The organism is Pseudomonas sp. KK4 (assembly GCF_001984065.1).
In the GTDB taxonomy this organism is placed as follows: Bacteria; Pseudomonadota; Gammaproteobacteria; order Pseudomonadales; family Pseudomonadaceae; genus Aquipseudomonas.
In genome coordinates this window covers 21,206-34,786 of record NZ_LYVP01000025.1, presented here as the reverse complement: position 1 = coordinate 34,786, position 13,581 = coordinate 21,206, and the positions used below count along the sequence as shown (strand labels likewise).

Sequence of the window (13,581 nt, the reverse complement as noted above, 5' to 3'; positions counted from 1 at the left end):
TCCGCTCATCGGCATACTTTGTCCATCCACAGAGGAGTCTGAAGATGGACAAGACAATACGCCGCGGCTCGTTCGAAATGACTGCCGCCATGCTGATCTCCGGCACCATCGGCTGGTTCGTGCTGGTTTCCGGGCAACCGGTGCTGGACGTGGTGTTCTGGCGCTGCGTGTTCGGTGCCGGCACCCTGCTGCTGATTTGCGCGGCATTCGGCTTCCTGCGCCCCGGCATTCTGACCCGCGCCACCTTACTGTTGGCCGTGCTCAGCGGTGTAGCGATCGTCGGCAATTGGGTGCTGCTGTTCGCCTCCTATTCCCGCGCGTCGATCGCCATCGGCACCGCGGTCTACAACGTGCAGCCGTTCATGCTGGTGGGCCTGGCCGCGATATTTCTCAACGAGAAAATCACCCTGCAGAAGCTGACGTGGCTGGGTGTTTCATTCCTCGGCATGCTGGCAATCGTCAGTGCCCACGGCGGGGAGGGCGAGGGTGGCAATCAGTACCTGATCGGCATTGTGCTGGCGCTGGGCGCGGCGTTCCTTTATGCGATTGCCGCGTTGATCATCAAGCGCCTGACCGGCACACCGCCGCATCTGATCGCGCTGATTCAGGTCAGCACCGGCGTGCTGCTGCTCGCGCCGTTCGCGCACTTTTCAGCGCTGCCGCAGGCGCCGAGCGCCTGGGCCAGCCTGATCACCCTGGGCATCGTGCACACCGGTGTGATGTACGTGCTGCTGTACGGCGCGATTCAGAAACTGCCCACGGCATTGACCGGCGCGCTGTCGTTCATCTACCCGATCGCGGCGATTTTCGTCGACTGGTTTGCCTTCGGTCATCGTCTGGAGCCACTGCAGTGGACGGGTGTGGCGGCGATATTGCTGGCAGCTGCGGGGATGCAGCAGGGTTGGAGCCTGAAACTTCGGCGCACGGCCACGCAATAATCAAGCGTCAAATACTCCACCGCGGCGCCGTCCTGGCCAGACGCAGACGCATCTCGCCGATGTTCGCCGCCAATTGACGGACCAGCAATCGGTAGCCATCCAGAGTGTTATGGATCGGTGTCTCCAGGCTCGAATCCAAGGGCAATTCAACCGCCCGACCGAGGCGCAGGGTTTCACCGCTCTTCAGCGCCCTGGCCATGGCGACCAGATGCACGCGGATCAGTCGGTGTTCCGCCTTCATTTCCGATTGCAGATGCGCCATGGCCTCGGTGTCCCGGGGATCGGGCCGGGTGTTGCCGAGGATCTCCAGGGTGCTGACGCACATCCGCAGATGACGCTGGATGGCATCGAGTTCTTTCATGGAGATCTTCACTTCCTTGGACACCGACGGCATCAACGAGCGCAGTTGCACCATCACTGCGTTGAGGCGGCCCATCAGCTTGAGGTGTTCGTCGTCCGTCACCGGTTGGCCGTTGATGATGCGCCCGTAGACCGCCGCGCAATCGCGCAGGGCATCGGCCAGGTTGTAGCGCCAGGAATAGACCGCATACAGCGGCAGGGCGAAGGAAAACGCCAGGGCCAACGCAATGCCGATCAGGATGTCGACGCCGCGCCACAAACCGTCGGAGACCGGGTTGTCACCATGCCCTGCGACGATAAACACAGTAATGCCCGCCAGCAGCGCGGTGTAGCCGCCCTTGCCGATGGCGTGGTATGAGAAGAACCCGCAGATCACCGCCATCGCGAAATAGGTCAGCCAGGGCATGCCGAGCCAGGACTGTTGCACCACCAGCACCAGGCCGATCGCCGCCCCGAGCAGGGTGCCGATGGCCCGTTCCGCCGCTTTTTTGCCGATGTTGCCGTGGTGCTGCAAACCGCCGATCACCACCAGCATGGTCACCGACGCCCACTCGCCGTGGGGCAGGTGGATGCCGGTGGTCAGCAGGATGGACGCCAGCAACCCCAGTGACACTCGTACCGCATGGATCACGCGCGCATGGCGATAGCGGCGGTACGGGTCCAGCAGCGGGCGCAGTAACCGGCGCACCGGCGCTGGCAGTCGATGGGCGAAGGATGTACTCAGATTCGCTCTCCTCAGAAAATGTAGTCAGTGGTCAAGAAGCTTGAACTGCGGCCACTGATGATCTCGCTGATCAGGTCCTTGTTGGTTTCCTGGAACTTGGTCGCCACCAGTGTCCGGATCGAAAATACCCTTAAAGCGTCATGCACCGACAGCGTACCTTCGGCGGAGTTTTTGCGGCCGTTGAACGGGTAGGTGTCGGGGCCGCGCTGGCACTGGGCATTGAGGTTGATCCGGCCGACCTGATTGGCGAAAGTGTCCACCAAACGACCGACCGCGACCGGGTTGGTGCCGAAGATACTCAATTGCTGACCGAAGTCCGATTCCAGGACGTAATCGATCACCGTGTCCAGGTGGCGGTACGGCACGATCGGCACCACCGGGCCAAACTGTTCTTCCTGGTAGACCCGCATCTGCGGCGTCACCGGGTACAGCACCGCCGGGTAGAAGAACGAGGCGCGGGCCTCGCCGCCATGGGGGTTGACCACTTTTGCACCCTTGCCGACGGCATCGGCCACCAGACCGTGCAGGTAATCGACCTTGCCCGATTCCGGCAGGGGCGTCAGGGCCACGCCGCTGTCCCAGGGCATGCCGGGTTTGAGCACGGCCAGTTTGGCGTTGAATTTTTCGATGAAACGGTCGACCACGTCTTCGTGGACGAAGAGGATTTTCAACGCCGTGCAACGCTGGCCGTTGAACGACAGGGAGCCGGTGAGCGCCTCGTTGACCGCATTGTCCAGATCCACCTCGGGCAGGACGATGCCGGGGTTCTTCGCATCCAGCCCCAGTGCCGCGCGCAGGCGATGAGGGCGCGGGTGCAGTTTCTTCAGGTCGCTGGCGGCCTTGTTGGTGCCGATGAACGCGAAGATATCGATCTTGCCGCTGGCCATCAGGGCGCTGACGGTCTCGCGGCCGCTGCCGTAGATCACGTTGATCACCCCGGCCGGGAAACTGTCGCGGAACGCCTCGAGCAGCGGGCGAATCAACAGCACACCGAGTTTGGCCGGCTTGAACACCACGGTGTTGCCCATGATCAGCGCCGGGATCAACGTGGTGAAGGTTTCGTTCAACGGATAGTTGTAGGGGCCCATGCACAGCGCCACGCCCAGGGGGACGCGGCGGATCTGGCCGAGGGTGTCCTGCTCCAGTTCGAAGCGGCTGGAGCGACGGTCGAGTTCCTTGAGGGCATTGATGGTGTCGACGATGTAATCGCAGGTGCGGTCGAACTCTTTTTCCGAGTCCTTGAGGTTCTTGCCGATTTCCCACATCAGCAGCTTGACCACCGCTTCGCGCTGCTGGCGCATGTGCCCCAGGAAGGTTTCCACGTGCTGGATGCGCTCAGCCACGCGCAGGGTGGGCCACAGGCCCTGGCCCCGGTCATAGGCGCGCACGGCGGCGTCCAGGGCAGTCAGTGCAGTGTCGGCATCCAGCAGCGGTGTGCTGCCGAGGATGACTTGCTCGTCGCCCGCTGCGCCCTTGAGGTACACCGGGCTGCGCACGGTGGCGAGGGGGCCGGACCAGGTTTTCAGGACGCCGTCGACCAGGTATTCACGCTGCTCGATCGGCGCGTCGAAGCGGTATTTTTCCGGGATGCTGCCGGCCTCGGGAAACAGGTTGCCAAGGATGTCTGCTGTGCTCATGTCGCTACCCCGTGTGATATGTCGGCGGGCCCGGCCCACTGCAGGCGCGAGCTCGCTCGCGATGGTCTTGAACGATGACGCGTGAAATCAGATGCCCCGCGGCGGCTTTGGGCTTTTCGCGAGCAACTCGCTCCTACAGTTAATACATCAATCAAGCGGCGAAGGGCAGAGTAGAGGGGTCGAGGCTCTGGATCTTGTGTCTCAAGCGTAGACCGCTTTGCGCGGGTGTTGAAAAACCTTGTTGCGGTTAAACTTCGCACTCTTTCTGAAGGAGTTCACATGAGTCACTACCAGCCGGGCATTCTCGCCACCCCTGTTCCGCTTCACGCCCGCCATCTGTTCTTCGCCCTCGAATCCGTCGCCGACCTGCCGGCCGCGCTCGACAAGCTGATGCAAATGGTGGACGGCCAGTCGGCAGTGGTGGGTTTTGGTGAATCGCTGGTCAAGGCGCTGGATGGCAACATTGAAGGGCTGCGCGCGTTCCCGGCGCTGACCGGCGTGGGCGTGGACAACCCGTCGACGCAGCAGGCGCTGTGGTGTTGGTTGCACGGCACCGACCGTGGCGAGTTGCTCAATCGCAGCAATGCGTTCGTCGCCGCGCTGGCCCCGGCGCTGCGTCTGGTGCAGGTGACCGAAGGCTTCCGCCACCGCGACGGCCATGACCTGACCGGCTACGAAGACGGCACCGAAAACCCTCGTGACGAAGCGGCGGTGACTGCGGCGCTGGTGGCCGAGGGCATCGAAGGCACGGTGGGCGGCAGCTTTGCCGCGATCCAGCAGTGGCAGCATGACCTCCAGCGCTTCCACGCCATGGCGTCCCACGAAACCGACGACATCATGGGCCGTCGCCTGAGCGACAACGAAGAGCTCGACGACGCGCCGATCTCTGCCCACGTCAAACGCACCGCCCAGGAAAGCTTCGCGCCCGAGGCCTTCATCGTTCGTCGGTCGATGCCGTGGATCGAAGACGACCGCGCCGGTTTGATGTTCCTCGCCTTCGGTTTCTCACTCGACGCCTTCGAAGTCCAGCTGCGCCGCATGAGCGGCCTGGAAGATGGCATCACCGATGGCCTGTACCGCATCAGCCGGCCGATCACCGGTGGCTACTACTGGTGCCCGCCGCTCAAGGACGGTCGGCTGGATCTGCGGGCATTGAGCATCAAGGCCTCTGTGTGAAAGTGATCCGCTGGGGGATGATCGGCTGCGGCAGCGTCGCCGAGCGCAAGAGCGGGCCAGCCTTCTACAAGGTCCCCGGCTCGGCGTTGGTGGCGGTGATGGGGCGACGGCTGGAGGCGGTCAGCGATTACGCCGCCCGTCACGGCATCGCCCGGGTCTACACCGACGTCGATGCCCTGATCAATGACCCGCAAGTGGACGCCGTGTACATCGCCACGCCCCCCGACAGTCATCAGGCCTATGCCTTGAAAGTGGCGGCGGCGGGCAAGCATTGCTGCGCTGAAAAACCAATGTCGCTCAATGCCGGACAAAGCCGAGAGATGCACAAGGCGTTCGCCGATGCCGGGCTGCACCTGTTCGTGTCCTACTACCGACGTTCGTTGCCGCGCTTTCAGCAGGTGCGCCAGTGGCTGGCGGACGGGCGGATCGGCGAGGTTCGGCACATGAGCTGGACACTGACCAAACAGGCATCGCCGGTGGACCTCAGCGGCAGCAACAATTGGCGAACCGACCCGACGATTGCCGGTGGCGGTTATTTCGCAGATCTGGCCAGCCATGGTCTGGACCTGTTTCAGTATCTGCTGGGTGACATCGTCGAAGTGGCCGGGCTCACGGCGCGTCAGGCAGGTCTGTACGCGGCTGAAGATGCGGTCAGTGCCACCTGGCGCTTTGCTGGTGGGGCACTGGGCATGGGCTGCTGGAACTTCGTTGCCGACCGTCGAGAGGATCGGGTCGAGATCATAGGCAGCCTGGGGCGCATCGGTTTTTCGGTGTTCGATGAGCATCCGGTGCAGTTGCACGCCGATGAACACCTCAGCCTGACCATCGGCAACCATGAACACATTCAATGGCATCACGTGCTGGGCATGAACGCGCATATTCGCGGTGAGGCGCAGCATCCTGCCGTCGCCGAGCAAGCCCTGAAGACCGACTGGGTCATGGACCAGATCCTCAACCGCCGCTGAACCTTGGTGGGAGCGGGCTTGCTCGCGAAGGCGTCGTGTCAGCCGACATCCCTGTTCAATGACCCACCGCTTTCGCGAGCAAGCCCGCTCCCACAGGGGAACACATCGTGTGTCTAACCTTATATCCAAACAATATTTCCCACCCCTCCCGTTAGAACCCTAAGATCACGTCATAACTCGTTATAACAAGTGATCTCAGATGACCGATAACGTTCTCTCCCTCAGCAGCGTTCCACTGCACACCCAACTGCGGGACGTGCTCCGTGCGCGCATCCTTGACGGTGAATACCCGCAAGACAGTCAGATGCCCTCTGAAAGCGAATTGGGCGCGCTGTTCAAGGTCAGCCGCATCACCGTGCGCCAGGCCTTGGGCGATCTGCAGAAAGAAGGGCTGATCTTCAAGATCCACGGCAAGGGCACCTTCGTCGCCAAGCCGAAAACCTTCCAGAACGTCAGCACCCTGCAAGGCCTGGCCGAGTCCATGACCGGTCGCGGCTACGAGGTGATCAACCGCCTGCGCAGCTTCAAATTCATCGCCGCCGACAAGCTGGTTGCCGAGCGCTTGCAGGTGGCCGAAGGCGAAACCGTGGCGCAGATCAAACGGGTGCGCCTGATCAACCGCGAGCCGATCTCCCTGGAAATCACCTACCTGCCCAAAGCCATCGGCGAGCGCCTGGAGAAGGCGGACCTGGTCACCCGCGACATCTTTCTGATTTTGGAAAACGACTGCGGCCTGGCCCTCGGGCACGCCGACCTGGCCATCGATGCAGTGCTGGCCGACAGCGACCTGACCCAGGCGCTGAACGTCGAGGCCGGCGCGCCGATCATGCGCATCGAGCGCCTGACCCATGATGCAAACGGCCAGCCCGTGGACTTCGAACACCTCTACTACCGTGGCGATGCGTTCCAGTACCGCCTGCGGATCGACCGGCAAAAAGGGGATCAGGCATGACACGCACTACGCTGGAGCAGGAATACGACATCGTCGTGATCGGCGGCGGCACCGCTGGCCCCATGGCCGCGATCAAGGCCAAGGAACGCAACCGCGACTTGCGCGTGCTGCTGATCGACAAAGCCAACGTCAAGCGCAGCGGCGCGATCAGCATGGGCATGGACGGTCTGAACAACGCGATCATCCCGGGCCACTCGACGCCGGAGCAGTACACCAAGGAAATCACCATCGCCAACGACGGCATCGTCAATCAGGCCGCGGTCTACGCCTACGCCACCCACAGTTTCGAGACCATCGAGCAACTGGACCGCTGGGGCGTGAAGTTCGAGAAAGACGAGACCGGCGACTACGCGGTGAAGAAAGTCCACCACATGGGCGCCTACGTGCTGCCGATGCCCGAAGGCCACGACATCAAGAAAGTCCTGTACCGCCAGTTGAAGCGGGCGCGGGTCAGCATCACCAACCGCGTGGTGTGCACCCGTTTGCTCAAGGATCAAGAGGGCGCGGTCAACGGTGTGATGGGCTTCGACTGCCGCACCGCTGACTTCCACGTGATCAAGGCCAAAGCGGTCATCCTCGCCTGCGGTGCCGCCGGGCGCCTGGGCCTGCCGTCCTCGGGCTACCTGATGGGCACCTACGAAAACCCGACCAATGCCGGCGACGGTTACGCCATGGCCTACCACGCAGGCGCCGAACTGGCGAACCTGGAGTGCTTCCAGATCAACCCGCTGATCAAGGATTACAACGGCCCGGCCTGTGCCTACGTCACCGGTCCCTTGGGCGGCTATACCGCCAACAACAAGGGCGAACGCTTCATCGAGTGCGACTACTGGAGCGGCCAGATGATGTGGGAGTTTCACCAGGAACTGGAAAGCGGCAATGGCCCGGTGTTCCTCAAGCTCGATCACCTGGCCGAGGAAACCATCCAGAACATCGAAGAGATCCTGCACAGCAACGAGCGCCCCAGTCGCGGCCAGTTCCACGCCAATCGCGGCACCGACTACCGCACGCAGATGGTCGAGATGCACATCTCGGAGATCGGTTTTTGCAGCGGTCACTCGGCCTCCGGGGTGTGGGTCAACGAGAAGGCCGAGACCTCGGTCAAAGGTTTGTACTCGGCCGGTGACATGGCCGCGGTGCCGCACAACTACATGCTTGGCGCGTTCACCTACGGCTGGTTCGCCGGCACCAACGCCGCGGACTTTGTCGCCGGGCGCGGGTTTTCGGCGGTCGATGCCCAGCAGGTCGAAACGGAAAAACAACGGGTCTACGCGCCGCTGGACCGCGAACACGGCCTGCCGCCGTCCCAGGTCGAGTACAAGCTGCGGCGTTTCGTGAACGACTACCTGCAACCGCCCAAAGTGACCAAAAAAATGCAGATCGGCCTGCAGCGCTTCAGCGATATCCAGCGCGACCTCGACCAGATCAAGGCCCATAACGCCCACGAGCTGATGCGCGCCATGGAAGTCAGCATGATCCGCGACTGCGCCGAAATGGCTGCCCGGGCTTCGCTGTTCCGCGCCGAAAGTCGCTGGGGGCTGTACCACTATCGGGTCGACCACCCGCAGCGCAACGACAGCGACTGGTTCTGCCATTGCCACCTGAAAAAGGATGAAAACGGCCAGATGAGCAGTTTCAAGAAAGCCGTCGAGCCCTACATCATCCCGCTGGATGCCGAAGAAATGCAGGCCTACGACCGGTTGCGGGTCGGAGCCTTTGCCGCCTGAGCCGTTAAAAGAGAGAGCGAACATGGCCTATCAACCCCAGGAAATCTTCTTCCGCTCCAACGCGCCGGTCACGGTGGACGAAGACCTCTGCATCGCCCACAAAGGCTGCACCGTGTGCGTCGACGTCTGCCCGATGGACCTGCTGGCGATCAACCCGGCCACCCAGAAGGCCTACATGGCGTTCGATGAATGCTGGTACTGCATGCCGTGCGAAAAGGACTGCCCGACGGGGGCGGTGAAAGTGGACATACCCTATCTGCTACGCTGAAACCCCCGGTGGGAGCGGGCTTGCTCGCGAAGAGGCCGGCACAGCTTGCATCTTCATCAACTGACAGGACGCTTTCGCGAGCAAGCCCGCTGGCACAGGGATCCAGGCCAGCCGCAAATCCTGCATACACCAATGGACCCTGTAGGAGCGAGGCTTGCCCGCGAAGAGGCCCGCCAGACACCCAAAAAACGCCATCCGGCCACCCCCGGACGCTCGCTTGAAGACACCCCTCGTTTCCCACCACGCCCTGATCGTGGCGGAGACGAACATCCTATAAATGATTCGAGGGGAACACCCATGTTATTGCGTGCAGCATTGGCCGGTCTGGTACTGGCTTCATTCACCCTGTCGGCCTCGGCCGAAACCATCCGCATCGCCATCGGCACCCAGGACACCACCATCAACTGCGCCGCCGGCGGCCTGTTGATTCGCGAACTGGGCCTGCTGGACAAATACCTGCCCCACGACGGCCAGTACAAGGATGCGAAATACGAGGTGGAGTGGAAGAACTTCACCAGCGGCGCGCCGCTGACCAACGAGATGGTCGCCGGCAAACTCGACTTCGGCGCCATGGCCGATTTCCCGGGTTCGTTCAACGGCGTGGCGTTCGAAGCCGCCGGCAAGCACAGCCTGTTCATCAGCGTGCTGTCGGGCAGCACCCGGGGCAGCGGTAACGGCATCGTGGTGCCGAGCGCATCCGGCGTGCAGTCGCTGGCCGAACTCAAGGGCAAGACCATTTCCGTGCCGTTTGCCTCCACCGCCCATGGCATGTTGCTGCGCGCCGTGGCGGCCCAGGGCTGGGACCCGATCAAGGACGTGAACATCATTGCCCAGCCACCCGAAGTCGCCGGTTCCGCGTTGCAGGCCGGCAAGATCGACGCCCACGCCGACTTCGTGCCCTTCGCCGAACTGTTCCCCAGCCGTGGTTTCGCCCGCAAGATCTACGACGGTTCACAGGCCGGCGCGCCGACTTTCCACGGTGCGCTGGTCGATCAGGCCTACGCGAAGAAGTACCCGGAAATCGTCGTCGCCTACCTGCGCGCCAGCCTCGAAGCCAACCAGTTGCTGGCCGCCGAGCCTGAGAAATACAGCGAGCTGATCGCCAAGGTCACCGGGGTCGATGCCGAGGTCAATTACCTGTTCCACGGCCCGCTGGGCGTGCAGACCCGCGACCTGAGCTGGAAGCCGGAGTATCGCCAAGCGGTCGGTACCGCTATCGACACCCTCAAATTGCTGAAGAAAGCCGACCGCGGCCTCGACCTCAATACCTTCATCGACGACCAGTACATCCGCGCCGCGTTCAAGGCCTCGAACCTGGACTACTCGGCGCAACTGGCCAACTACGCACAAACGCCGCTCAAGGCCGTGGATGCGGCGAGCGGCAAGCCCATCACCGACTTCAGTCATGTGGCCGAGATCTGGGTGCGCGGCGAGTCGAAGGTCCGCCAGTACGCCTCGGCGGAAGCGGCCTTCAGCGCATTGGCCGGCCTCAAGCAGCAAGGCAAGAACATCCGCGCCGTGTATGCCCAGGCCAGCGACAGCGGGATCAAGCTGCTGGCGGATCAGGCGTGGTTTGCCAGTGACGCCAAAGGACGGCTCAGCGCCTTCCTGCTCAAGGGCCAGGCCCAGCAATTCGCCACGGCCCAGGGCGGCAAGGTGTTCGACTTCACCGACGCCACCACCCAGGCCGTGGCCGTTCGCTAACCGCTGGAACGACTCGATCCCCTGTGGGAGCGGGCTTGCTCGCGAAAGCGGTGGGTCAGTCGACATGAATGTTGAATGTCAGTCCGTATTCGCGAGCAAGCCCGCTCCCACAGGGGGCGGTGTCGAGAGGAAACATTGTGCACGGATCCTATTTACGCTGGCTCCCCCGAGCCGCCTCACTGCTGCTCTGCCTGCTGTTCTGGCAACTCGCCGCCAGCCACCACTGGAACCTCGGCCTGGTGACTTTCGCCAACGTGCCGACCCCCCTGGCCGTGATCGAAGCCGCAGTCGGCCTGGGCGACTCCGGCAAGCTCGCGCAACACCTGAGCAGCAGCCTCGGCCGGGTGTTCGCCGGGTACCTCGCGGCGTCGATCATCGGCATCACCCTGGGCCTGGCCATCGGCCGCTCGAAATGGGCCGAGGACCTGTTGCTGCCGCCGCTGGAAGTGCTGCGACCGATTCCCGCCGTGGCATGGATTCCCCTGGCGATCCTGATGTTCCCGTCGTCGGAGCTGTCGATGGTGTTCATCACCTTCACCGGCGCGCTGTTCCCGATCCTGCTCAACACCGTGCACGGCGTCGAAGGCGTCGACCCACGACTGATCGCTTCGGCGAAAAGCCTGGGGGCAGGGCGCCGGGCGATGCTGCTGGAGGTGATCCTGCCGGGCGCTGCGCCGAGCATTATCACCGGCCTGGCCATCGGCATGGGCACCTCCTGGTTCTGCCTGGTCACCGCGGAAATGATCTCCGGCCAATTCGGCATCGGCTATTACACCTGGGAGTCCTACACCATCCAGAACTACCCCGACATCGTGGTCGGCATGTTGCTGATCGGCGTGCTCGGGATGGGCAGCAGCCTGCTCATCAAACGCCTGGGCGGGCTGTTCACGCCCTGGCATCGACCACGAGGAAAAGCCTGATGAGCATGTTTCAACAACCTGAAGGGCGCATCGATATTCGCGATGTGTCCATCAGCCTGGGTGAGGGCAGCGCGGCGTTCGAAGCCGTGCAGGGCCTCGATTGCCAGATCGAAGCGGGCCAGTTCGTGTGCATTCTCGGGCCATCGGGTTGCGGCAAGTCCACTTTGCTGGGGGCGTTGGCCGGGCATTTGGCAACCTACAGCGGAACCCTGAAGGTCGACGGCGCAGCGGTCGCGGGCCCTTCGCCACAGCGCGGCATGGTGTTCCAGCATCACACCCTGTTCCCCTGGCGAAGCGTGCGCGACAACGTGGCGTTCGGCCTGAAAATGCGCGGCATCGGCAAAGCCGAGCGGCATACAGCGGCGGATGAAATCCTGGCACTGGTCGGCCTCGATGGCTTTGCCGACCGCTGGCCGGATCAGTTGTCCGGCGGCATGCAGCAACGGGTGGAAATCGCTCGGGTGCTGGTCAACCGCCCACGGCTGTTGCTGATGGACGAGCCGTTCGGCGCGCTGGATGCCTTGACCCGTCTGAACATGCAGGAACTGCTGCTGAAGATCTGGACCCAGATCCGCACCACCGTGGTGTTCGTCACCCATGACATCGACGAAGCGCTGTTCCTCGCCGATCGTTTGCTGGTCATGAGTTCGCGCCCGGGCCGGATCATCGAAGACCTGCGCCTGGACTTCCCCCGGCCACGCACCACCGAACTGGTCACCCGCCATGAGTTCTCCCGCTTGAAGCGTCACTGCCTCGCGTTATTGCGTCACGAGGACGGTCAGCAGCTGCCACGGCTGAACCCCCTCGGACTTCCCCCCGAAAACAAACTGCCGCGATTTGCCCTATGACCTCACTATTCGATGTAACCGATAACGACGACATTCTGGCCCTGCAACCGCGCCTGACCGATGACGATGCCGGCGTGCGCCGCATTGCCCTGATCGAACTGGCCGACCTGGAAGAACCGGACGGCCTGCTGTGGCTGGTCGATCGGCTGGCTCAAGACCCGGCCGAAGAGGTCCGCGCCGAAGCCGCGCGATTGCTCGAAGCCTGGGAAGACACGCCGGTGGTCGAAGCCTTGTGCCAGGCCCTGACCGATCCTTCGCCGGCGGTGCAGGCTGCCGCCGCGCAGAGCTTGAGTCTGCTCAAGAGTGAAGGGGCAGGCAGGGTGATCTTGCCGCGGACTGGGCATGCCGATGTCAGCGTGCGCATCGCGGCGTTCAGGGCCCTTCGCGAATTGCGCTTTGACCAGGCGGCCCCGGCGGCGTTGCTGGCCCTGGGCGACCCGGATGCCAGTGTCCGGCGTGAAGCGGTCGGCGTACTGGGCTGGCTCAAGCAGCTCGATGCCTTGCCGGCCTTGGCGCGCCTGGCCAGTGACGACCCGGACACCGAAGTGCGCCGTGCGGCCACCGGTGCCTTGGGCCTGGCCTCGGATGCACAGGTGCTGCCCGCGCTGGGCCAGGCCTTGCGGGACCAGGCCTGGCAGGTGCGCGAAGAAGCCGCGACCACCTTGGGCAAGGTCGGTCACGTCGACGCCGGGCCCGCCCTGATCGAAGCCTTGGGCGACGACTACTGGCAAGTGCGCCTGCGCGCCACCCGCAGCCTCGGCCGCTTGCGCTTTGCCCCGGCGCTGGAACCCTTGATCGAAACCCTCGGCCATCGCATCAGCAACCTGCGCAAGGAAGCCGCCCTGGCACTCGGCGAATTGAACGACAAAGGCGCCATCGCCCCGTTGCAGGCCGCCCAGGACGACGGTGACCCGGAAGTGCGCAAAGCCGTGCGCATCGCCCTGAGTCAACTGCAATGAACCCGCTGGCAATCGGCAATTCCCGCAGCCGGCAGCAATTGCGCCTGAACTGGCCGGATGGTCGCGAGCAGTTGCTGAATCATGTCGAGTTGCGTCGGCAATGCCCGTGTTCGCAGTGCCGGGCGTTTCGCTTGCAGGGGCTGACGCCGCTGGTAGACGAAAGGGTGTGTGTCGTCGAGCTCAACAGCCAAGGCTACGGCCTGCAATTGATCTTCAGCGATGGCCATGAACGCGGCATCTACCCCTGGGCTTATCTGGCCAACCTCACTCCAACAACGCCTGACCCCCTGTAGGAGCGAGCTTGCTCGCGATGGACGTCAACGATAACGCTGGCAATCTGAAGACCCGCGTTGGCTAGAGGTTTTTCGCGAGCAAGCTCGCTCCCACAGGGTTTGTCTCGGCG

13 protein-coding genes are annotated in these 13,581 nt (G+C 63.2%); 11 read left to right on the top strand and 2 right to left on the bottom strand.

Going from position 1 to position 13,581, the window contains the following annotated elements:
* The first annotated feature begins 44 nt into the window (after window positions 1-44).
* On the top strand, window positions 45-938 hold the full coding sequence (locus tag B0W55_RS11575; protein ID WP_077046134.1) for a DMT family transporter: 894 nt from the start codon (window positions 45-47) through the stop codon (window positions 936-938).
* 7 nt (window positions 939-945) lie between these two features.
* Here the strand turns inward: B0W55_RS11575 and B0W55_RS11570 are convergent, their stop codons facing one another.
* Together B0W55_RS11570 and B0W55_RS11565 are read right to left on the bottom strand one after the other, a co-directional pair.
* Window positions 946-1,965, bottom strand: a complete 1,020-nt coding sequence (locus B0W55_RS11570; protein ID WP_077046159.1) for an FUSC family protein — start codon at window positions 1,963-1,965, stop codon at window positions 946-948.
* 68 nt (window positions 1,966-2,033) lie between these two features.
* Window positions 2,034-3,659, bottom strand: a complete 1,626-nt coding sequence (locus tag B0W55_RS11565) for an NADP-dependent glyceraldehyde-3-phosphate dehydrogenase (RefSeq protein WP_077046133.1) — start codon at window positions 3,657-3,659, stop codon at window positions 2,034-2,036.
* A gap of 279 nt (window positions 3,660-3,938) precedes the next feature.
* Between B0W55_RS11565 and B0W55_RS11560 the strand changes: the two genes are divergently transcribed.
* The 10 genes from B0W55_RS11560 (at window position 3,939) to B0W55_RS11510 (ending at window position 13,471) form a co-directional block, all read left to right on the top strand.
* Window positions 3,939-4,835, top strand: a complete 897-nt coding sequence (locus tag B0W55_RS11560; RefSeq protein WP_077046132.1) for a Dyp-type peroxidase — start codon at window positions 3,939-3,941, stop codon at window positions 4,833-4,835.
* A complete protein-coding gene (locus B0W55_RS11555) occupies window positions 4,832-5,800 on the top strand; it encodes a Gfo/Idh/MocA family protein (protein WP_077046131.1) in 969 nt (322 codons plus the stop codon). Before B0W55_RS11560 ends, B0W55_RS11555 begins: the two co-directional genes overlap by 4 nt.
* Before the next feature lie 199 nt (window positions 5,801-5,999).
* Entirely contained in the window at window positions 6,000-6,752 is a 753-nt protein-coding gene (locus B0W55_RS11550) for a GntR family transcriptional regulator (protein ID WP_077046130.1), read from the top strand.
* Window positions 6,749-8,479, top strand: coding sequence for a fumarate reductase/succinate dehydrogenase flavoprotein subunit (locus B0W55_RS11545; RefSeq protein WP_077046129.1), 1,731 nt, complete (start codon window positions 6,749-6,751; stop codon window positions 8,477-8,479). The genes B0W55_RS11550 and B0W55_RS11545 overlap by 4 nt, the downstream gene beginning before the upstream one ends.
* 22 nt (window positions 8,480-8,501) lie before the next feature.
* On the top strand, window positions 8,502-8,747 hold the full coding sequence (locus tag B0W55_RS11540) for a ferredoxin family protein (RefSeq protein ID WP_008060065.1): 246 nt from the start codon (window positions 8,502-8,504) through the stop codon (window positions 8,745-8,747).
* A gap of 297 nt (window positions 8,748-9,044) precedes the next feature.
* Window positions 9,045-10,451, top strand: coding sequence for an ABC transporter substrate-binding protein (locus B0W55_RS11530; protein ID WP_077046127.1), 1,407 nt, complete (start codon window positions 9,045-9,047; stop codon window positions 10,449-10,451).
* 137 nt (window positions 10,452-10,588) lie between these two features.
* Window positions 10,589-11,371, top strand: a complete 783-nt coding sequence (locus tag B0W55_RS11525; protein WP_077046126.1) for an ABC transporter permease — start codon at window positions 10,589-10,591, stop codon at window positions 11,369-11,371.
* Window positions 11,371-12,219, top strand: a complete 849-nt coding sequence (locus tag B0W55_RS11520; protein WP_077046125.1) for an ABC transporter ATP-binding protein — start codon at window positions 11,371-11,373, stop codon at window positions 12,217-12,219. The genes B0W55_RS11525 and B0W55_RS11520 overlap by 1 nt, the downstream gene beginning before the upstream one ends.
* Window positions 12,216-13,178, top strand: a complete 963-nt coding sequence (locus B0W55_RS11515) for a HEAT repeat domain-containing protein (RefSeq protein WP_077046124.1) — start codon at window positions 12,216-12,218, stop codon at window positions 13,176-13,178. The genes B0W55_RS11520 and B0W55_RS11515 overlap by 4 nt, the downstream gene beginning before the upstream one ends.
* Window positions 13,175-13,471 carry a DUF971 domain-containing protein gene (locus B0W55_RS11510; protein WP_077046123.1) on the top strand — a complete coding sequence of 99 codons (297 nt, stop codon included), beginning with the start codon at window positions 13,175-13,177 and terminating at the stop codon, window positions 13,469-13,471. Before B0W55_RS11515 ends, B0W55_RS11510 begins: the two co-directional genes overlap by 4 nt.
* Window positions 13,472-13,581: the final 110 nt, after the last annotated feature.